The organism is Thermococcus sp. EP1, from assembly GCF_001317345.1.
Taxonomy (GTDB): domain Archaea; phylum Methanobacteriota_B; class Thermococci; order Thermococcales; family Thermococcaceae; genus Thermococcus_A.
The window spans coordinates 1-19,806 of record NZ_JXCG01000016.1 but is presented as its reverse complement, the minus strand read 5'-3'; the positions used below and the strand labels follow the sequence as shown (position 1 = coordinate 19,806).

Annotated in this window: 21 protein-coding genes and 1 pseudogene; 6 read left to right on the top strand and 16 right to left on the bottom strand. The window is 40.0% G+C overall.

What is annotated here, in order from left to right; genetic code table 11:
• The coding region (locus EP1X_RS09320; RefSeq protein ID WP_305809544.1) for a TCP-1/cpn60 chaperonin family protein at positions 1–512 on the top strand (512 nt) is incomplete at its 5' end.
• 112 nt (positions 513–624) lie between these two features.
• Here EP1X_RS09320 and EP1X_RS09315 read toward each other — a convergent pair.
• The 7 genes from EP1X_RS09315 to EP1X_RS09285 all read right to left on the bottom strand — a co-directional run bounded on the left by EP1X_RS09315 (position 625) and on the right by EP1X_RS09285 (position 8,560).
• A complete protein-coding gene (locus EP1X_RS09315; protein WP_055283880.1) occupies positions 625–1,758 on the bottom strand; it encodes a sodium ion-translocating decarboxylase subunit beta in 1,134 nt (377 codons plus the stop codon).
• Positions 1,759–1,764: 6 nt separating this feature from the next.
• Positions 1,765–2,238 (bottom strand): acetyl-CoA carboxylase biotin carboxyl carrier protein subunit, encoded by a 474-nt coding sequence (locus EP1X_RS09310; RefSeq protein ID WP_055283878.1) that lies wholly within the window; start codon positions 2,236–2,238, stop codon positions 1,765–1,767.
• A 2-nt stretch (positions 2,239–2,240) separates the two neighbouring features.
• Positions 2,241–2,624, bottom strand: coding sequence for an OadG family protein (locus EP1X_RS09305; RefSeq protein WP_055283876.1), 384 nt, complete (start codon positions 2,622–2,624; stop codon positions 2,241–2,243).
• Positions 2,625–2,634: 10 nt separating this feature from the next.
• A complete protein-coding gene (locus EP1X_RS09300; protein ID WP_055283875.1) occupies positions 2,635–4,203 on the bottom strand; it encodes a carboxyl transferase domain-containing protein in 1,569 nt (522 codons plus the stop codon).
• Between the two features lie 121 nt (positions 4,204–4,324).
• On the bottom strand, positions 4,325–4,747 hold the full coding sequence (locus tag EP1X_RS09295) for a translation initiation factor IF-2 subunit beta (RefSeq protein ID WP_055283873.1): 423 nt from the start codon (positions 4,745–4,747) through the stop codon (positions 4,325–4,327).
• Between the two features lie 46 nt (positions 4,748–4,793).
• Positions 4,794–8,066, bottom strand: coding sequence for an intein-containing Cdc46/Mcm family DNA replicative helicase (locus EP1X_RS09290; protein WP_055283872.1), 3,273 nt, complete (start codon positions 8,064–8,066; stop codon positions 4,794–4,796).
• Complete coding sequence (locus EP1X_RS09285; RefSeq protein WP_055283870.1) at positions 8,066–8,560, bottom strand: hypothetical protein; 495 nt, start codon at positions 8,558–8,560, stop codon at positions 8,066–8,068. The genes EP1X_RS09290 and EP1X_RS09285 overlap by 1 nt, the downstream gene beginning before the upstream one ends.
• 153 nt (positions 8,561–8,713) lie before the next feature.
• Here EP1X_RS09285 and EP1X_RS09280 point away from each other — a divergent pair, with 153 nt between their 5' ends.
• The 3 genes from EP1X_RS09280 to rtcA are packed head-to-tail and all read left to right on the top strand — an operon-like array spanning position 8,714 to position 11,479.
• Positions 8,714–9,226 (top strand): metallophosphoesterase, encoded by a 513-nt coding sequence (locus tag EP1X_RS09280; protein ID WP_055283869.1) that lies wholly within the window; start codon positions 8,714–8,716, stop codon positions 9,224–9,226.
• A 35-nt stretch (positions 9,227–9,261) separates the two neighbouring features.
• Entirely contained in the window at positions 9,262–10,440 is a 1,179-nt protein-coding gene (locus EP1X_RS09275) for a hypothetical protein (protein ID WP_055283882.1), read from the top strand.
• The gene (gene rtcA / locus EP1X_RS09270) at positions 10,427–11,479 is read left to right on the top strand and encodes an RNA 3'-terminal phosphate cyclase (protein WP_055283866.1); all 1,053 of its coding nucleotides are present in this window, start codon (positions 10,427–10,429) and stop codon (positions 11,477–11,479) included. Before EP1X_RS09275 ends, rtcA begins: the two co-directional genes overlap by 14 nt.
• A 97-nt stretch (positions 11,480–11,576) precedes the next feature.
• Here the strand turns inward: rtcA and EP1X_RS09265 are convergent, their stop codons facing one another.
• The 9 genes from EP1X_RS09265 to shyB form a co-directional block, all read right to left on the bottom strand.
• A complete protein-coding gene (locus tag EP1X_RS09265; RefSeq protein ID WP_055283865.1) occupies positions 11,577–11,897 on the bottom strand; it encodes a hypothetical protein in 321 nt (106 codons plus the stop codon).
• A gap of 112 nt (positions 11,898–12,009) precedes the next feature.
• Positions 12,010–12,855, bottom strand: coding sequence for a TatD family hydrolase (locus EP1X_RS09260; RefSeq protein WP_055283863.1), 846 nt, complete (start codon positions 12,853–12,855; stop codon positions 12,010–12,012).
• Positions 12,856–12,897: 42 nt separating this feature from the next.
• Positions 12,898–13,203: a tRNA-binding protein Pbp11 gene (pbp11, locus tag EP1X_RS09255; protein ID WP_055283862.1), complete on the bottom strand. Its 306-nt coding sequence runs from the start codon at positions 13,201–13,203 to the stop codon at positions 12,898–12,900.
• A gap of 2 nt (positions 13,204–13,205) precedes the next feature.
• On the bottom strand, positions 13,206–13,877 hold the full coding sequence (locus EP1X_RS09250; RefSeq protein WP_055283861.1) for a DUF257 family protein: 672 nt from the start codon (positions 13,875–13,877) through the stop codon (positions 13,206–13,208).
• Positions 13,868–14,539, bottom strand: coding sequence for a DUF257 family protein (locus EP1X_RS09245; RefSeq protein WP_055283859.1), 672 nt, complete (start codon positions 14,537–14,539; stop codon positions 13,868–13,870). The genes EP1X_RS09250 and EP1X_RS09245 overlap by 10 nt, the downstream gene beginning before the upstream one ends.
• A 62-nt stretch (positions 14,540–14,601) precedes the next feature.
• Positions 14,602–15,852: an NAD(P)-dependent hydrogenase/sulfhydrogenase 2 subunit alpha gene (shyA, locus tag EP1X_RS09240; RefSeq protein ID WP_055283857.1), complete on the bottom strand. Its 1,251-nt coding sequence runs from the start codon at positions 15,850–15,852 to the stop codon at positions 14,602–14,604.
• The gene (gene shyD, locus EP1X_RS09235; RefSeq protein WP_055283856.1) at positions 15,846–16,586 is read right to left on the bottom strand and encodes an NAD(P)-dependent hydrogenase/sulfhydrogenase 2 subunit delta; all 741 of its coding nucleotides are present in this window, start codon (positions 16,584–16,586) and stop codon (positions 15,846–15,848) included. The genes shyA and shyD overlap by 7 nt, the downstream gene beginning before the upstream one ends.
• The gene (shyC, locus tag EP1X_RS09230) at positions 16,583–17,449 is read right to left on the bottom strand and encodes an NAD(P)-dependent hydrogenase/sulfhydrogenase 2 subunit gamma (RefSeq protein ID WP_055283854.1); all 867 of its coding nucleotides are present in this window, start codon (positions 17,447–17,449) and stop codon (positions 16,583–16,585) included. The genes shyD and shyC overlap by 4 nt, the downstream gene beginning before the upstream one ends.
• The gene (shyB, locus tag EP1X_RS09225; RefSeq protein ID WP_055283853.1) at positions 17,446–18,450 is read right to left on the bottom strand and encodes an NAD(P)-dependent hydrogenase/sulfhydrogenase 2 subunit beta; all 1,005 of its coding nucleotides are present in this window, start codon (positions 18,448–18,450) and stop codon (positions 17,446–17,448) included. Before shyB ends, shyC begins: the two co-directional genes overlap by 4 nt.
• A 224-nt stretch (positions 18,451–18,674) precedes the next feature.
• Between shyB and EP1X_RS09220 the strand changes: the two genes are divergently transcribed.
• Complete coding sequence (locus EP1X_RS09220) at positions 18,675–19,511, top strand: sulfide/dihydroorotate dehydrogenase-like FAD/NAD-binding protein (protein WP_055283851.1); 837 nt, start codon at positions 18,675–18,677, stop codon at positions 19,509–19,511.
• Positions 19,512–19,806, top strand: a pseudogene (locus EP1X_RS09215) (dihydropyrimidine dehydrogenase); the annotation flags it as partial.

Here is a 19,806-nt window from a genome sequence, read left to right as displayed (position 1 = left end):
GAGGAACAGAACACGTCGTTGACGAAGTAGAAAGAGCCCTCGAAGACGCAATAAAAGTCGTCAAAGATGTTATGGAAGATGGTGCAATTTTACCTGGTGGAGGAGCTACTGAGCTTGAACTCAGCATTAAGATAGATGAATTTGCCAAACAAGTCGGTGGAAAAGAGCAACTTGCCATTGAGTCATTTGCAGAAGCATTGAAGATTATTCCAAAGACCCTTGCAGAAAACGCTGGACTTGACACAATTGACGTTCTCGTCAAAGCAATAAGCGAGCACAAGAACAAAGGAAAAGCAATAGGTGTCGATGTTTTCGGTGGCGAACCAGCAGATATGATCGAAAGAGGAGTAATTGAACCAGCAAGAGTAAAGAGACAAGCAATAAAGAGTGCAAGTGAAGTTGCAATAATGATCCTCAGAATCGACGATGTCATAGCAGCAAAACTCTCAAAAGGCGAAGGTAAAGGCGGCGAAATGGGTGGCGGAATGGGCGGAATGCCCGGTATGATGTGATTTCTCTTCTTTACTTTAAATTCTTCTTTTTAAAACTTTAAAAGACCTTAATTAATTCTAAAAACGAATTTACGGGACAATTTAGTGACAAATTATAGTGAAAAAAGAAAAATCACCCTAAAACTGACAATAGCACACCAGCAGCTACTGCAGTTCCAATAACTCCAGCAACGTTTGGGCCCATAGCATGCATGAGGATAAAGTTCCCAGGATCCTCTTTTGTAGCTAGTTTTTGGACAACTCTTGCACTCATCGGGACTGCTGATACTCCAGCTGCACCAATCATTGGGTTTATCCTTCCACCACTGAGTTTCATCATAAACTTTCCTAAGAGAACTCCTCCTGCAGTAGCACTAGCAAAAGCGATGACACCAAGAAGGAGGATCTTTATAGTACTTAAGGTCAAAAAGCTTTCTGCCTGCATTGTAGAACCAACACCAAGACCGAGGAAGATCGTGACAATGTTCATGAGTTCTTCCCTAGCAGCTTTACTGAGTCTTTCAACGACACCACTTTCTCTAAAGAGATTTCCTATCATTAGCATTCCAACTAACGGAGCAGCTGAAGGCACTAAAAGACCGATAATTATCATTGAAGCAATTGGGAAGATAACTTTTTCTCTCTTTGAAACTGGTCTTAATTGCTCCATTCTTATTTTTCTTTCTTCTGGTGTCGTTAGGGCCTTAATCACCGGTGGCTGGATTATTGGAACAAGGCTCATATAAGAGTAAGCTGCAACAGCAGTAGCTCCAAGTAAATGGGGGGCAAGCTTTGTTGTAAGGTAAATTGTAGTTGGTCCATCAGCCCCACCAATAATCCCTATTGAAGCTGCTTCTTGGAGGTTAAAACCTAAAGCAACGGCTGTAAGCATTGCAATAAAAACACCTATCTGAGCTGCTGCTCCCAGTAAAGCCGTTTTTGGATCCGCAATCATTGGTCCGAAATCTGTCATTGCTCCCAATCCGAAGAATATTAGCAATGGCACTATTTCTGTATCAATGAGATAGTGCTTGATAAGATAAAACAACCCTGGATGATGTGGATCAGCGCTCAAAATTCCTGTTAAGGGAAGGTTTACCAATACAGCACTAATCCCAATTGGGAGCAATAACAAAGGTTCCATTTCATACCTTATGGCCAGATACATTAAGGTAAACCCAACTAAGATCATTATTACATTTCCTATTGTTAGATGAAAAAGACCAATATTAGTAAAAAAGTCAACTATTGCTTGCTCCAACCCCATTCTCCATCACCCAAGTTCTATCAATGCTTGTCCTGTGTCAACTGTGTCCCCTTCCTTAACAAGAATTCTCTTTACAACTCCATCTGTTGGGGAGGGAATCTCATTCTCCATTTTCATGGCTTCCAAAATAAGAAGTCCCTGGCCTAATTTGACTTGCTCTCCTTCCCTAACGAGAATTTTCAAGATCTTACCAGGCATTGGAGCAGTAACTACACCTTCCCCACTAACAGATGGTGCAGGAGCACTAGGCACTTCAACTGGAGCTGTGGGAGTTGGGGCCGAAGGAAGTGGTGCAGGTGTAGAGGGTACACTTACACTTTGAACAGGTGCTTGAAATGCTCCCATCGGAATTCCAAGATCTTTAGCTTCTACATCATAACTTTCTCCATCAAAGCTGACTTTAAATCTTCCTCCTCCAAGTTCTTCAACTTCAACTTCATAAAGAACACCATCAACAATGACCTTGACTTTACCTTTCATCCTCACCATGCCCCCATTTCATAATTAAAGTTTTCAACTTCCTCTATTTGAGATTGAACACCATATAAACGCCAAGCGTCTGAAGGTTTTTTCTTAAATGGCAACGGCCTGAGTTGGGCATTTTTCTCGGCTACATAGGCCAAAATTGCTGCAGTGATAACTGCGAGCTTCTTTGGTTCGATAGATGGTTTCTTTTCCTCCACTTTAACTTCTTCCTTAGGTTTTGGTGGAGCCTCAACAACTTGCCTTTCTTTTTCAATTAATGTCCTCTCCAAGTACCCAATACCATACATTGCTAATGCCAAAATGCTCAGCACTAAGAAAACCACGGTTACTCCTAAAATAGTAATATAAAGGCCCTCAAGGAAAAATTCCCAAGTAACCATTTTTTGCACCTCACAATGGTATGTTACCGTGTTTCTTTGGTGGGAGTTTAACCCTCTTACTCTCTAAGGCCTCGAGGGCCATTATGATCTTACCTCTAGTTTCTGCGGGGTCAATGACATCATCAATATAACCCCTGCTCGCAGCAACGTATGGATTGGCAAATCTCTCTCTGTAATCTCGGATCTTTTGTTGCCTAACTTCCTCTGGATTTTCGGCTTTAGCAATCTCTTTCCTGAAGATGATATTTGCCGCACCTTCTGGGCCCATAACTGCTATCTCTGCTGTTGGCCAGGCAAAAACAAAGTCTGCTCCAAGGTGCTTGCTCCCCATTGCAAGATAAGCCCCACCATAAGCCTTTCTTAAGATAATTGTGACCATGGGGACCGTTGCCTCTGAGTAAGCGTATAAAACCTTAGCACCATGTCTAATGATTCCTCCATACTCCTGTTGCACTCCTGGAAGATACCCCGGAACATCCACAAGGGTAACTATTGGAATGTTAAATGCATCACAGGTTCTCACAAACCTTGCAATCTTATCTGAACTGTCGATATCAAGAACACCAGCCAAGTGAATTGGGTTGTTAGCAATAATTCCTACTGTTTGACCGTTCATTCTTCCAAAACCCACGACTGCATTTGGAGCAAAGTATGGTAGGATTTCGAGAAAATCAGGATTTCCATTTGCATCTCTATCCACAATTTCATAAATAACCTGCCTGACATCATAGCCCTTATTTGGATCATCAGGGACAATTTCGTAAAGTTTTTCACTCTTTCTAAATGGTGGATCATTGGTTGGGAACCTTGGTGGCTTCTCCATATTGTTTGAAGGGAGGTAACTTACAAGCCTTCTAATTAGCATAAGTACTTCTTCATCGCTTTTGGCAACCAAGTGAGCTTGGCCACTCTTTTGAGCATGAATCATGCCGCCACCAAGTTGAGTTGGAGATACTTCCACTCCAGTGACTGCTTTAACCACTTGTGGACCTGTGATAAACATAAAGCTCGAGGGATTGTCAACCATTAAAATAAAATCGCCAATCGCTGGGCTATAAACTGCTCCACCAGCACAGGGTCCCATAATAGCAGTTATTTGGGGAACAACACCACTCAAGATTGTATTCATCTTAAAGATCTCACCATATCCTTTAAGGGCATCCACTCCCTCCTGGATTCTCGCTCCCCCGGAATCATTGAGGCCTATTATCGGGGCACCAGCTTCTAAAGCCAGTTCCATGACACGCTTTATCTTAGCAGCATGCATCTCTCCTAAACTACCGCCCATCACTGTAAAATCTTGAGCAAAAACAAATACTAATCTTCCATCAATCGTACCATAACCAGTTATAACACCATCGGCTGGAAGCTCCATCTTATCAAGACCAAATTCCGTGTTTCTGTGTTTCACAAACATGCCAATTTCAACAAAACTCCCTGGATCAAGAAGCTTCTCAATTCTCTCTCTTGCCGTGAGTTTGCCTTTCTCATGTTGCTTTTGAACTCTAGCTTCTCCACCCATTTCCAGAATTTTTTCTTTCTTTTTATGTAACTCATTAACCTTCTCTTCCATGCTCATAAGACTGCCCCCATAACCATTGGTTAACTACTTTGTAGTTTGTAAAGGCCTTTAAAAGGGTTTTCATAGCCATGAAATGTCCAAAAGAATACATGTGATCAAAGAAGAGATAAAATAAAATTCAGAGATGTGCTATTGGAGTTTCCGCACCACAAGCTTCACACTTCAAGAAGTGATAGCGATCCTTTTTGGTGATCTTTGTATCAGGTGACCCACAAACAGGGCAGATAACATAGTCTTTAAGATACTTCTTCAGCTTGTTGGCTATCATGTAAGGAGTAAAACGGCCTTGAAGTACTGCTCTTCTTCCCTCCAAAACTCCAGCAGTAGCAACTTCTCTCAAGACAAATTTAAGTAAGTGGTTCGGGTCTCTGTTCATGGCCTCAGCGATGTCTCTAAAGTTTTCTATCAGAGTTTTGTTACCCTCTATAGTGACAACTGCAGCAGGAACTTCAAATCTAGATTCATGATGTTTCACGTTCTCAGGAAGTTCCTCATAAGCCTTCTCCAATAGTTTTTCATAATCGTGATAATCATGCTCCATTTTTCCTCACCCTGCTATACTTTCTGAACTTGCTTTATTAACTTTTTCACAAAACCTTGTAATACCCGGATCTTGGTTCATATATCATTGAATTTGCCTTAAGTTCCTCTATTATTTTCTCAGTCTCTGTTCTACTTATCCCCTGCCTGCTAGCTTCTTTTATCACTTCATCTCTTGGTGCACCATAATCTTCAAGGTCTTGGAGCTCTTTTATTATGCTTAGTACCCTATCCATTTTGTTAATCTTTCTCGAAGACTTTCCAACTTCTAGAATGCTGACATCAATATTACCCTCCTCATCCATTGCAGTTCTCCTTAGAGTGTACTCCACAAGCTCTATAGCTGCTTTTGCATCCTCTTTTGTAACCACTTCACTCAATCTCATGCGAGCATGCGCTTCACTAAGTCTTATAAGAGCCTCAAGTTGTCTGGCCGTAATGGGTATAGGCTTAATACCTTCGCTCTCAGATCCCCTACCTATCGTTCTTCTCATTTTTACATAATAGCGTTTTATTTCCTCCATAGCCTCTTTGCTAAGAATCGGCTGAACATTTTTCCTCGCATATGCAATATACTTCTTTAAAAGATCATAAGGGACTTTAGGAGCAACTAACTCTGCTTCTCCCTTCCTAACCTTAAGGATATGCTCCGCTATCTCAGAATCAAATTTCTCATCCGGTTCATCCAGGAGTACGAAAATAAGATCAAATCTACTTAACAACGTAGGAGGAAGATCAAGTTGTTCTGGGAGAGATTTCATCCTATTAAATCTCCCATATTTTGGATTTGCAGCTGCTATAACAGTCGTTCTTGCATTTAGAGTTGCTGTAATCCCTGCTTTTGAAATACTAACTGTATTGTGAAGCACCAACCCATGAGAAACAAAAAGATGATATGGTTCAACAGTAACGTCATATACCCATTCTGAGTCAGTGTTTGGAACCCTTTCCACTCTAATAACCTTAAGGAAGAGGATATTTCTTTCCATGAGTTCCTTAACTTTCATTACAATGTTCCTAACTTCCTCTACTCTCGTTTCTATCTCACTACTTAGTATCCTCAATGCCCATGGATCATTTTTTATTACGAGCTGTCTCAATTTATTCTTACTTATCCTATACCTCCAATACACGTAGGACTGGGGAAGAACCTCTAATGTTTCCACAGGGTTAGTTTTCAATGACTTTTGAAGATCCTCTATCTTTTCCTCAACTCTTTTCAAAAGACTTTCAACATGCTCTCTTTTTGTTATAGTCCTTGTGAGTTTATTCCTTTCATTAATTGATACTCTCACTCCAATGAGCCTCGCGGATTTTATAAGTTCCTTTACTATATCCCCTGGGAAATATTCGGTTTCATCACTCATAACCTTCTCTCCAAGTATTTCGGATAATCGTCTAATACCCCTGGTTGTGTATGGAATTAAAGAATAAGCAGGCCTTATTTCCCTCAATTTAGTGGGCACTCCAAGAATATACAATATATCTTGAAGATCTTCGGCCATTTTTCGCGTGGGTATCCTTATACATTCCCGTCCATTGAGTCTACATTTCCTACGTTCCCATATCACTCGAACAAACTCTTTTAATTCCTCTTCTTTTAGTGTGAATACTCTTTCCGGTATTTGTATGCCTTTTTTAAATCTAAATGGATTTTTCTCGCTGAAAAGTGACAACGCCAGGTCCTTGCCACCTTCTGAAGAACCCTCAAATGAATAACCTACCACACCTATAACAATGTCATCTCTCTCTATCTTCTCTGCTGGTTTTTCCTTTATTCCTCCATCTTCCCATACCATTATTGGATGCTCAGGAGTCACCATTATTTCTCTTCCATTTGAAAAACGAAGTTTTATAAACTCTTTTGGAGCTTTGTGCCTGCTTACGCGATCAGCTTTGACTTTTATCACTTCCTTTTTCTCAAGATCGTAGGCCAGAAGATAAACATCATTAATGGGGAGTATTTCAGTATCTTTACCAATGATAACATTATCCCGATTCTCTTCAATTAGTTTATCGACGAATTGGCCTATTTTAACCTTCTGGCCATTAGCCAAGAAAATTTCAAAATCCTTATGGTAGCTCTGTTGCTCAAGGGCTTCATGTATCGCACTTCTATCCCTATCGCTCATCTTGTCTATTTCATCAATTAGGGCAATTCCCATATCAGCTAAGACCAAAACACCAGCTTCTAAAACCCAAGAACCTGTTAACTCGTCTCTGACGGCTGCGGCCGTAAGCCCGGCTGCACTTGAGCTCTTCCCACTTGTATAAATGGCCCTTGGCGCTAAATTAGACACATAACGGAGAAGCTGACTTTTCGCTACTCCAGGATCTCCCACGAGCAAAACATGGCTTTCTCCCCTCAGCCTTGTTCCATCAGGAAGTTGTCTTGTTGTTCCACCGAACAATGCGAGCGCTATACCCAGCTTTTCTTTTTTCATTCCATATATTGCAGGTGCGATAGAATCAACTATAACATCCACAACATCTTTCCTCTTTGCAAGTTCCTTAATCTTTTGTTCATCCTCCGGAGTTATCTCAAGCTCCTCTATTTCCTTGCTGAGCTGTTCTATATAATTTGCCTCAATTATTTTCCTAAATATAGGTCTTTTATCCTTCTGTTCAAGAACAACCCTCATAACACCTGTGATTATAACTCTATCACCCGGAAGGGCAATATCAACAAGATCATCCAAAAGAATAACATCAACAAAACGCGGCATTTGACCCCCTTTAAGGCTTTCTGGTCTGTCTTGAAGCCTAAAACTCTGAAAGTTCAGAAAAGTACTTTTATCCACATCAAGTTCAAGATTTCTACTTCCGCACGCCTCACATTTGTTTGGCTTTATGAGCGTGGCAAAAGGTTTTTGCAATCTGATCATTTCCTGCCCACAGTCTTTGCATACATAGACCGCTCTAGAAACAAAGGGTTTAACCTCAGTTATTCTTGTTATTATACCCTCTACTTGGATAAGTTTATTTATGTGTTCGCTCCCAAGTTCTTTCACGAGATAAGTCTTTGGTAACTCAAAAAAGCGGGCATGAATCTTAAACGGTTCTTTCCTAAAGAATTCCTCTTGAAGAATTATTTGGATTGCATCTTCAGCAGCCAAAATAACCTCTTCTGGAGACTCAAGAAGTTCTTCAGCAAGTTCTGGATCAAACGCGTTTAAATGCTCCCAGCTGATCCCTATAGATCTTCTAGGAATAACTGTGAGAATATCTCTAATTTTGTTCAGATATATTTGATTACCCTCGTCATCTGCATATTCCTTTAGGAACTTTACAAATCTCTCAATCATATCCTGCCTGTCCATTAGCTCTCACCCAACCATTCATTTCGTATTTGAGAAATCTGAAGATATATTTTTCTTTCTTCAGGTGAAAGTCTACTTAAAATCTCCAAACTCGCAGGGCGAAACATTATGGCTGTTAATATTTTTTTAAATCGGAGTTTTTTCAGGTGTTGATACTTTTTCTTGAGATTGGAAAGTTTTGTCACCTTTGCATTAATGACATCTATATCGATTTCCACTCTATTCTTAACATAGCTTTCCAAGTAGTATATATAAAATTCAGCCCTTGAATAGAGACCCTCCGGAATCGGCATTATTGGTTCATTGGCTTTCTCTTCAGCAATTACTTGATCAAGCTCACGAATTATTTTTTCACTTTCATCAATAATCTCTACTATTCCACTTTCCCAGAGTTCCTTCGCTTTCCAGTCTTCTATTAGGATAGTATCTCCACTTTTCCATGTCCCAAATGATCTTAGTACCTTAACTGGAATAAGGGCTTTCCCTATTAACATCCTATCTCACCCACATTGTGCAATAAAATGTTGATACTGTGATGTTCTTAAGCTTTAGCCTATGGAGAAACAATCTCTCCGAAAGGTGGAAAGAGTTTTTAAACAGGATAAAAATATAAACCCATAGTTTTTGAGTATATCAGAGGTGATAACATGTTGATAGGCATAATGAGTGACACTCATGACAACCTCCCGGCAATTTCAAAAGCTATTGAAGTTTTTAACAATGCAGGTGTGGATTTAGTGCTGCATGCAGGTGACTACATTGCCCCATTTGTTAAAAAAGAATTCTCCAAACTTAATGCACCATTAAAAGGTGTTTTTGGCAACAATGATGGTGAAAGAGAAGGGCTAAAAAACACAATTGGTGTAAAAGATGAGCTCCTAGAAATAGACGCAGACGGTCTTAGAATTATCGTTCTCCATGGTACAGAGGAAAAGATCGTAGAAGCATTCGTCAAGAGCCAGCTTTATGATGTAGTCATTAGAGGACATACTCACAAATATGAAATTAGGGAAACCGGTAGAAGCATAGTTCTCAATCCAGGCGAAGTATGTGGGTACGTAAGCGGAGTAAAGAGCGTGGCATTTTTAGACACACGAAAGAGGGAGATAAAAATAATAGATCTTGACAGTGGTGAACCTTTAGGCTTCATGAGCCTTTGAAAAAGGATATAAGAGAGAAAAACCTAAGAAAAATCATGGAAACCGATCTCCTAACACCTAAAGAAAGGTATAATGGTGTCATCCTTATCGGAGTTAGAAGGAATGAGATAGTTGAATTCATCAAAGTTTACGCAGAAAATAAAGATCTTGCAAAAGAATTGTTAGAACAATTTCTTTATGAAAAAGGCATACACCCAGCAGATTTTGTCGTTGTAGATCAGGGATACGAAAGCGTTGAAGGGAAGGAAATAATAAGCACAAGGACTGAGAGCGAGCTTTCAGCGTTTCTTGCTCGTTTTGGCTTGAGATTGCTCTCAAATGGAGTTTTATATCTTCAAGGGAAAAAAGAGATTTACCAGATAACTTCAGTAAGTCAAGATCTTCTAGAGGAAATTAAGACAAGAACGGAAAAGACAGCAAGAATAGAGCTAAAAGAAGAACCGTTGAGAGTCGATCTAGATGAAATTAACCTTCCAGAGGGTATCAAAGAAAAGCTTAAGCCTCTTGAGCTTATGGAGGATACACTAATAATAAATTATGCAGAAATTCCTATTTCAGAGATTTTGAAAAGTGTGACTAAGGGCGCCGTTAAAATATTCGAGAGCATGAAGATAGGGAATTTCACTGTAAAAATCTTTGATGAAAATCTTCATGAAGTCATTGCAAAGAACAAAGGAGAAATTCTCATAAAACCTCCAGTTATAGTATGGGATGGATACATTGATTCGGTGGAAGATTTTGAATTCCAAACAGTAAATGGTAATGTATATAATGCTCCACTATTTCTCAAAGCATACAAGGGATTTCTAATCCTGCAAGAACCCCCTCCCGAGTTATTGGAAAAACTCCTCAGGATTAAGGAAAAAGGTTTCCTAAAACTCAAAGGAAAAGTTGTGAAGATAAAAGAGAGATTTACGATAATTGTAGACACTAAAAATCCCACAAAATACAATGGTATAGTGCTCCCGATCAAAATAAAACTACCCTATCTAGGAAGCAAAGAAATGAAGGAAATCTTAGAAAAAGAAGTCGGTTTTGAAATCCCTCTAGAGATCGTGGAGGAAATCCCTACTAAGTATAGAACTTTTAAAAGCATTTTAATACTTGTTAAGCTCTTCAAAAGGCTTCAAAGCAAAAGGCTAGAAAAAGAACCACTAGAGCTTTTAAAGGACGCGCTCTCATTATTTATCGGTGAAAAGAATGAAAGTCATTGATGGAAGTTACGGGGAAGGTGGAGGGCAAATCCTCAGAACAGCCGTTGCTCTCTCAGTAATTACTGGAGAATCCATAAAGATTATCAATATCCGAGCCAAGCGCTCCAACCCTGGCTTAAGACCTCAACATCTATATGGAATCCTAGCTCTAAAAGAACTATCCGATGCGAAAGTAAAGGGAGCCAAGGAAGGCTCGACCGAGCTTGAATTTTATCCAAAGAGCATCAGAGCAAGACATATTAAGGTACCCATAAAGACCGCCGGCAGTATAAGTCTCGTTCTTCAGGCTCTTCTTCCAGCTATGGTTTTCGCTGAAGAAGAAGTCACTTTTGAAATAACAGGTGGAACTGATGTTGCATGGTCTCCCCCAGTGGATTATTTGAAACATATAACACTTTATGCCCTTAAAAAGCTTGGAATGAAAGTAGAGATTGAAATAAGGAGACGGGGGCACTATCCAAGAGGTGGAGGTTTTGTCGTCGGAAAGGTATATCCATGGAAAACAAAAAGACCATTAGTAGCAAGAACTTTTGATAAAATCCACAGCTTTGAGGGAATAAGTCATGCTGTAAGACTGCCCTCCCATGTGGCTATAAGACAAGCAAAAGCTGCAAAAGAGGCCCTCCAGAGAGTTTACCCCTCCCTCCCAATAAAAATTCATGAAGAATATTATGAGCAAGGAAAAGATCCCCATTTCGGCCCTGGGAGTGGAATCGTTATCTGGGCAAATACTGATGTCCTTCGCTTGGGTGGAGATGCTCTAGGAGAAAGAGGAAAACCCGCAGAAATTGTGGGTAAAGAAGCTGCAAAGGTACTCATAGAACAGCTAGCCCCAAGGTATGCAGTGGATAAGTTCCTAGGAGATCAGTTGATTCCATTTTTAGCCTTTGCTGGAGGAGAGATATGGGTAAGTGAAATCACAAAGCATCTGATAACCAACGTGTGGGTTGTAGAGCAGTTCTTTGGAAAGGTCTTTGAGATTGAAGGGGAAGTCGGGAAGCCAGGGAAGGTTAGGGTTGTGGAGAGGGTGGAGATTTAAAGTAGAGCTTCCTGAAATGGTAAAGATGCCCAATGAGGAGTCGATGAAATAACTTCAAAATGGAACAAATACGTGAAGAAGAAACTAAAGGAAAACTTTAACCTTCTTTTGCCTTTTTCATGCCAATTTCGACGCCTTTGGCAATGGCTTCTTGGAGGAGCAACTTCTGTGCAATGTTCTTGTACTCTCGCCACTTGAAAAGAAAAGCAAGCCCAACCAAACCTGACCAAAATACTGCCCCCCATGTGGGCCATTCCGGTTTCATGAGGGTTGGAAGTGTAGCCAATGGCAGAGCGAAAAAGAATGATAAACTTATCCCCACTAACACATTGCTGGATGCTTTCTGCACTTCGATAAGACGACTCTTTATGGGATCAAGGACATCTAACCAAATTCCTAATCCTGTTGAGACAATCAAAGATATCTATGCGAGGTAGTATGGATTCATTTCCCTCCTTCCGAAGGGCTAATATACAGCAAACGAATCAGAAAAGTAAAATAAACAGAAATGAAAGCTGAAGGTTAGAAGATTACTCCTCTAGTTCGATCCCGTAAACTTTTTTTGGATTTTCCATGTGGATCTTGTATGCAGTATCTTCATCCATTAATCCCTGCTGAATAAATGCTAAAGTCCTTTTTGGCACAGTTTTGGGCCCAAGAACTGCTCCTGGTCTTTTCTTATCGTCTATATAATCTGTCTCCATTAAGAATCTACTTCCCTGCATAAGGGCTTCCATTAGTGTTTTTTTACTCGCTAATATAGATGGGAAAATCCCCTCTTCCTCAGCAATCTTAATGAGCGGTGGTGAATAGTGCTTAACCACCCTATATGGCTTAATTCCAACTTCTCTGACAATTCTTCCAAGTTCTCTAAACTTTTCTTCATTAAAGCTCTCTGTATGGAGTTGAACAGCACAATCAGCTTCTTTCGCTAATTCCATTCCATATTTCATGAGTTCTATACTCTCATTCCATATTTCTTCGCTGACTTCATAATGTGGCCTTCCTATTTCTCCAATCGCTATGGCCTTTCTCTCAAAACACAGTTTTTGAGCATATTCGAGGGCTTTCATAACCTCATTTTTAGCATATTCAAGGCCTTTCTTTTCAGCAAGATATGCAAATTCTGCTGGATGAACACCAACCACCGCAAAGGCCTTCACAGAGCTTTCTTTGTTGATTTTTTCCACTAATTCCAAGTGAAAATCCATGGCTTTTATAAAATCTTCCGCTTTAACTCCTGCAAATCCATAATCATGGGCCGTCTTATATACAACATTTAAATGGGTCCCGCCAGCTCTATGAAACTGTTTAACTGCCTCTAAAAACAATCCCTTAAATGGATCGACATGAAAATGATTGTCAAATATTATCATCCCCACCACCAAAAAGAGTTTCTAAAAAGGGTTTAAAAGCCCTTAGGCTTGATAAACCTCTAGAACTTCTCCTCCTTCAGCACTAAGTGTGCCTTCTAAAACGAGCCCAACACGATCATACTCAAGAGCAAAATCTACTTTCTTCCTATCTTTTTGGATCTCTCTTATTAAAGCGACTCCCCTTCCTTTGAGCTTATATCCCGGATATATAACTCCCTCGAGAACCTCTCCAATGATAACTTGCTTCCCCAATATGTTGAGAACTTCCTCTACTTTGAATTTCCCCACCGGCTTTTTAGAGACTACCTCAACTCTTTCCTTTCTAAAGAACCTGTCAAAAATTCCCATCCCTACCACTTTAGAACTTTATCCAACACAATTTCAAAGTCCTCATTCAACCATTCAACAAAGGGGGTCTTTATAAAGCGTATTTTTCCACTCCCATACTCTCCCTGTATATAGAGGACAGTGGTTGCTATCTCCTCTAAATCGGGAATGGGATTGAATTTTAATGTTGAGGCTACATTTTTGTCTATTATATAAAAGGCCTTTCTACTCCGATTCCCCAAAAACCCTTGAATGGAGTCTATAACTGTGTAAAACTCCAACGGGCTCTGCATGAATGCAAACAATCTTTCAAGACCAAGAACAATATTTATGTATTTTCCTTCAGAATAAACGCTCCTAGCTGTACTTTCATAACGACTGAGATACACCACGGGCTCGCTTTCAAGGGGGATCCTCGCAACGATTTTTCCGATCTTCTTCTTTCCACCGGTCTTGATCACAACCACATCCGAGAAATCTTCCTGCACCTGTAAAAACTCCAGATGTTTTTTTACTAAGAAGAGAGAATCTAAAACATCATCAATAAGGATTTTTAGCCCTCTTTCACGTGCATAGTTCACAAAAAAATAGGTAGTCAAAGTGCTCCCATAAGAAGTTTCATCTTCTATTAGAACTAAATCACCAAAGGAAGTCCTATCCACCATATTGAAGAGACGTTCTTTCGTTATCTCCATCCTATCACCCCTATAGGAATCTCAATACTCTTCCCTAGTAACTCCGGATTTGTAGATTTCTTGAAAGTGAAGAATCCACTTGTAGGTGTTGGGTTTGCTTCAATCACTGTGGTTGCCACGCGCTCTAATTCTGGAAGAGGATTGAATTCACTCGAAGATGCTACGTCTTTGTTAATTAGGTAGAAAGATTTCCTTCGTTTATTGCCTAAGAATGATTGTATTGATAAGAGCAACGCATAAAACTCTGGAACAGAACTAACAAATGCGAATAACCTCTCAAGACCAAGAACAATGTTTATTGATCTTTCAAACTTTGAAAAAATAGCCCTTCCCGTGTCTTCATAGTTCTTTATATAGATGGCGGGTTCACTTACGAATTTAATCCTTGTAACGACATTTCCCACTTCCCTCTTTCCACCAGTTTTTATAACAAATGCATCTTTAAAGTCTTCTTTAATGCCCACAAATTCAAGATGCTTTTGAATAACATGAAGGGCATCAAAATTATCATCAATGATAACGGGTAATCCCTTTTCTCTTGCATAATATAGAAGACCAAGGGTAGTTAGTTCTGGAATAAAAGAGCGATAATACTCAATAAGTACACTTTCCCCAAATTTCACTTCATCAATAAGTTTAAAGATGTCCTTTAGGGACTCCAAAATATCACCTATTACAAATTTCAGAACTGAAAAATATAAAGTTTTTGTAAAGAAAAAAAGTGCTAAAGTCTAACAACGTGCACAGAACAAGAAATACATGGGTCAAAAGCTCTTACTGTCTCCTCTAATTTCTGCAAAAATGTACTTTCATCTGAAGTTCCATACCTTCTTTTGGCTTCTTCATAAAGGCTGAGTTCCATTATAGCGTGGTTGAATGCCGTAGGGGTGATAATATTTGAATATGCAATGTTTCCATCTCCATCAATTTTATAGTGGTGTATCAGAACTCCCCTCGGCGCTTCAACGTAGCCAATCCCCTCTCCCTCTTGAGGCTCAATGGGTACATTTTCCCCATCTATACCTTTGTCTAAGAGTTCTCTAGTTATTTCCTTGGTTCTTTCCAGTGCATAAACAAGCTCAATTGCTTGAGCTAGGTTATTTAAGCTTACATAACCCTGAGCAAGTTTCTCTTTGTACTCTTCATAGAGATGTTTTGCCATTGGAGTCAACATTTCTGACTTTAGTAAGACTCTTGGAAGTGCACCCACCATGAAAATTTCGCCTTTATATCTACTCTGCTTTGCAAAACTATACGACAATGCTTTCTCCTCAATGCGTTCAAAGTAGTCAAAGGTATCTTTATCTGATGCTATGAGCTTATCTCCATACAGGTACCCATTCACTACAACATAGTGCGCGGGTTTAGCCCCAAGTGTTTCTTGGCCAGCGAATATTCCCACTCCTCTTCTTGCAAGCCTCAATAAAGCCTCACTTTGTCTTTCCATTCTTTCTAATTCCTCTACAGTGGGATACCTTCCAAATCCTCCTGGCTTGATGTTAATGCCATGTATCTCCCTTCCACCAATGATTTCACGTATATAATTACCAAAGGCTTTAATTGCTAGCCCTTCTTTGACAATTTCTCCATGTTTACTTGCCATTCGTATTGCATCAGGATACCCAAAGAGATCAGGAGCTACTAGTAAGTATAGGTGTAGGGCATTACTCTCCAAAAGCTCCCCAAGAAGTCCAAGTTCCCTCAAAAGTTCTATCTCTTTTGAAACCTTGACGTCAAAGGCCCTCTCTATGCCAAGCACTGAAGCAACAGAATGTGAGAGATAACAAATCGCACATATTCTTGCCTCTAAATCTGGGACATCCCAGTAATATCTTCCTAGGGTAAGAAGTTCAAAGAATCTCGGCCCCTCAAATATTTTAACTTTGACGTCTTTTACTTCTCCATTTTCAATGATAACTTCTGCTCCTCCGTTCCCTTCAACCCTTGTGAATGCATCTATTTCAATGCTTACCATCTGAGCTCACCCCTTGCAAAAGTCTTAAACTTTCTGCGAATGTATTCTTCATCATAACCGAGCTCCTTGAGAATCTCAAATTCACTTGCTGGATTTGCTTCTTTGGGTAGTGGCCCTCTACAACCAATGCAACCCACTTTGGACTTTATGCACACAGCATTGCAACCTCCGAGAGTTATAGGTCCCAGACAAGGAATGCCTCTTTTTATAAGGACACATTCGTATTCATTCAGTTTACACTCTATACATACAGGATAATCCTTTGTTGGTGGTTCAACGCCCTTAGCCAGATTCATGAGAATTTGGTAAATCTCATCCTTATCATAAGGACAACCTGGTAGTGCATAATCTACCGCAACATGCTGAACAATTGGAGTTGAGTCTAAGGCCCTCATCGGATTTGCTTTAGTCCCATAAACTTTCTCAAGTTTCTCTCTTATTTTTCCTTCAACACTAGCCTGAACATCTCCATGGGTAGCACATGTTCCCAATGCGATGAGGTATTTAGAATGGTTTCTTGCATAATGGAGGAGGTTTAAATCTCTCTGAGTAGAGACGGTTCCCGTAACCAAGGCAACATCCAAAGTATCATGCTCCTTAAAGCTCGATGCCATGTGGAACTCTTTTATTTCGTAGAACTCAAGCAAGTCAAAGAGTTTTTCATAGAGGAAGAGGATATTTAGTGCACATCCACCACAATCAGTCAGCTCAAAAACACCCAATTTGAGCATCATATCAGCCCCCTTGTTGAAAGTGCATCCCAATATGTAAATACAGGACCATCTTTGCACACGTACTTAATTGAGGTGCTTGTTCCCACGATACAGTGCCCACATTTTCCAACTCCACACCGCATTCTTCTTTCAAGAGTCATGTAAATTCTCCCTGGAGATAGCTTTCTGTCTAAGAGCTCCTTGATAACAAACTTATACATCACTGGAGGACCACATATCAAAGCATAGGTGTTTTCTACATCAAAGCTTTCTCCTCTAAAGAGATCCGTGACAACTCCCTTACAAACTCTTGGTGAGTAGCCCTTTTCTAGATATATACATGAGGGACTTTCCACCTCATAGGCAAGTTTCACGTGACAGTTCATGTCCTCTCCATGTTTCAGCAGATGAATTACCTCATCTCTAAAGAGAATGTCCTCGTAGGCCTTGGTACCATAGAACAGATATATCTTTTCATATTTTCCACTATCAAGGGCATACCAAAGTACTGATCTTAGTGGTGCCATTCCTAGACCGCCTGCTACTAAGATTAACGTGCTTCCTTCCATCTTCTCCATTGGAAATCCGTTACCATATGGACCCCTTATTCCAACTATATCTCCCTCTTTCAAATTGTGCATGTATTTGGTCATTCTCCCTACTCGTCTAACACAAAGCTGGAAATAGCCTTCTCTTGTAGGAGTTGAGCAAAGACTTATTGGGAACTCTCCAAATCCTCTGATGTCAACCACTACAAATTGCCCTGGCTTATATTTGAACTTCCTGTTAATCTCAGGATCAACGAAACGGAGGGTGAAGAGTTTCTCTCTTGAAGTTAGTTCTTTTACCTCTAAAATCCTTGCATCATGTGTTTGGAAGGTCATTGCAATCCCTCCCTTACCTCATCAAGAACTTTAACGTGTTCTATCTTTGCTGGGCAGAATTCATCACATCGTCCACAACCAACGCAATTAAAGCCCGCAGAGGGATCAAAGTAACTCTTACAGTAGTACCGATGTCTAAAGCGATCTAAGCGAGTTGGTCTGAAATTATGTCCCCCTGCCACCAATCCATGGCTATCCATGAAACAGGAATCATAGCGTCTAACTCTCACTGCTTCATATGCGTTCATCCAGAGGTCACAAACTTCGTAACACCTGCATGTTGGACAGACCATGTTACAGTTCCCACAGCCAAGACAGATTCTCTCGTATTTCTTCCACACAGGACTGTTGTATGCTAGATCAAGCATGTCTTCAAGTCCCTCTTTGTTAAGGTGTTTCTGGAACGAATTAGCTCTTTTTTCCTCAAATTCTCTAAAATTCTTCATGTCTTCTTCAGTTAGCTCCTCAAAGAGTTCTTCACTTCCCCATGCAATCTCATGTCCCTTTACACTCCCAACTCTGACAAGCCAGCCATCGGGAAGCTCATGTAAAAACAAGTCGAACCCGTGCATGGCAAAGTCTGTGCCCAAACTCTTGCAAAAACAGTATTCATCTGGCATACAGCTTATACCTATTATTATTGAGTTCTCCCGTCTTTTTTTGTAGTACGGATCCACTGGATCACTCAAATAAACTTTGTCCAAAATTTCTAACCCGTGTATATCGCAGGAATGAACCCCAAAGAGAACTATAGGCTCTGTGCCATTAGCCTCCTCCCAATGGCCCTCTTTAAGCTTAAGCATCTCGTCTTTTGGCCTTACAAAGAACTTTTTTGGCGGAAGCATTGTCCTTGTGTAATCCAAGGCTACTTCTGAAACATCCTGAACTTTTTGAAATGAGTAGATATTTTCTTTTTTTACTGGAGCATAGACAATGCCCCATTTCTTCAGCGAATTAAAGAATTCCTCAAAATTTTCCTGAGGTAACTTTACGTACCGCAAGATAACCACCCAGATCTATTATTCAATTTTATGTTTGTAAAGACCCGATTTAAGGATTTTTTAAACGGATGGTGACTAACCAAACGTTACAAACATATACTTTGAGGCACACTAATGAGGATTAATGATATTTTATAACTGCTTAGTATAATTATGAGCACCAGTGTCTCTATTTGGAAAAGGTTTATATTAGTAAACCTCAAAAGTAATTGTGGTGATGTCTTGTGTTCAAGATAGTTCACAAGGAAAAATTAGCGCCCCATATCAATCTTTTTGAAATAGAGGCGCCTAAAATAGCTAAACATGCGAAACCAGGGCAGTTTGTGGTAATCAGACTCCATGAAAGAGGAGAGAGAATCCCGTTAACTATAGCTGATAAAAATATTGAGACGGGAACAATAACAATCGTTGCCCAAGAAGTTGGAAAAAGCACATATGAACTTGGCACATACGAAGCTGGCCAATATCTTCTGGATATTTTAGGGCCCTTGGGCAAACCAAGCCACATAGACAAGTTTGGCACTGTTGTCATGATTGGTGGTGGAGTCGGGGTTGCAGAAATTTATCCTGTAGCAAGAGCTATGAAGGAAGCAGGCAATTATGTTATATCTATTTTAGGTTTCAGAAATAAGGAGCTAGTTTTTTGGGAAGAAAAGCTAAAGTCAGTGAGTGATGAAGTAATAGTGACCACAAACGATGGCAGCTATGGAATGAAGGGTTTTACTACTCATGCTCTACAGAAGCTTATTGATGAGGGAAGAAAAATCGACATTGTTCACGCAGTAGGCCCTACAATCATGATGAAATTTGTAGCAGAATTAACAAAACCCTATGGAATCAAGACCATAGTTAGCTTAAACCCAATAATGGTGGATGCAACAGGAATGTGTGGCGTGTGTAGGGTTACCGCTGGAGGAGAGATAAAATTTGCATGTGTAGACGGGCCAGAATTTGATGGACATGAGGTAGACTTTGATGAACTCATGAGAAGACTTGACTATTACAAAGATTTAGAAAAGATCTCTTTTGAAAAGTGGAAGCGTGAGAGGGGGATGATTTAAATGCCAAGAAAAATTATAAAAGAAAGAGTTCCAACCCCAGAAAGACATCCTGAAGAAAGAAATAAGGACTTTAATGAAGTTAACCTAGGTTATACATTTGAACTGGCTAAAAAAGAGGCCGAAAGATGTCTTCAATGTAAGCCCGCTCCTTGTATCCAAGGGTGTCCTGTTTACATTGATATTCCTGCTTTTATCACAAAAATAATCGAAGAAGACATAAGAGGTGCTTTAGAAGTCATATGGAGAAACAATTCTTTACCAGCTATTACAGGTAGAGTTTGTCCCCAAGAGGATC

What these genes read in the sequence shown, in the direction of transcription:
- EP1X_RS09315 (WP_055283880.1), bottom strand. Translation starts at nt 1,758, where the DNA reads ATGGGGTTGGAGCAAGCAATAGTTGACTTTTTTACTAATATTGGTCTT.
- EP1X_RS09310 (WP_055283878.1), bottom strand. Translation starts at nt 2,238, where the DNA reads ATGAAAGGTAAAGTCAAGGTCATTGTTGATGGTGTTCTTTATGAAGTT.
- EP1X_RS09305 (WP_055283876.1), bottom strand. Translation starts at nt 2,624, where the DNA reads ATGGTTACTTGGGAATTTTTCCTTGAGGGCCTTTATATTACTATTTTA.
- EP1X_RS09300 (WP_055283875.1), bottom strand. Translation starts at nt 4,203, where the DNA reads ATGAGCATGGAAGAGAAGGTTAATGAGTTACATAAAAAGAAAGAAAAA.
- EP1X_RS09295 (WP_055283873.1), bottom strand. Translation starts at nt 4,747, where the DNA reads ATGGAGCATGATTATCACGATTATGAAAAACTATTGGAGAAGGCTTAT.
- EP1X_RS09290 (WP_055283872.1), bottom strand. Translation starts at nt 8,066, where the DNA reads ATGGACAGGCAGGATATGATTGAGAGATTTGTAAAGTTCCTAAAGGAA.
- EP1X_RS09285 (WP_055283870.1), bottom strand. Translation starts at nt 8,560, where the DNA reads ATGTTAATAGGGAAAGCCCTTATTCCAGTTAAGGTACTAAGATCATTT.
- EP1X_RS09280 (WP_055283869.1), top strand. Translation starts at nt 8,714, where the DNA reads ATGTTGATAGGCATAATGAGTGACACTCATGACAACCTCCCGGCAATT.
- EP1X_RS09275 (WP_055283882.1), top strand. Translation starts at nt 9,262, where the DNA reads ATGGAAACCGATCTCCTAACACCTAAAGAAAGGTATAATGGTGTCATC.
- rtcA (WP_055283866.1), top strand. Translation starts at nt 10,427, where the DNA reads ATGAAAGTCATTGATGGAAGTTACGGGGAAGGTGGAGGGCAAATCCTC.
- EP1X_RS09260 (WP_055283863.1), bottom strand. Translation starts at nt 12,855, where the DNA reads ATGATAATATTTGACAATCATTTTCATGTCGATCCATTTAAGGGATTG.
- pbp11 (WP_055283862.1), bottom strand. Translation starts at nt 13,203, where the DNA reads ATGGGAATTTTTGACAGGTTCTTTAGAAAGGAAAGAGTTGAGGTAGTC.
- EP1X_RS09250 (WP_055283861.1), bottom strand. Translation starts at nt 13,877, where the DNA reads ATGGAGATAACGAAAGAACGTCTCTTCAATATGGTGGATAGGACTTCC.
- shyA (WP_055283857.1), bottom strand. Translation starts at nt 15,852, where the DNA reads ATGGTAAGCATTGAAATAGATGCATTCACAAGGGTTGAAGGGAACGGA.
- shyD (WP_055283856.1), bottom strand. Translation starts at nt 16,586, where the DNA reads ATGATGCTCAAATTGGGTGTTTTTGAGCTGACTGATTGTGGTGGATGT.
- shyC (WP_055283854.1), bottom strand. Translation starts at nt 17,449, where the DNA reads ATGACCTTCCAAACACATGATGCAAGGATTTTAGAGGTAAAAGAACTA.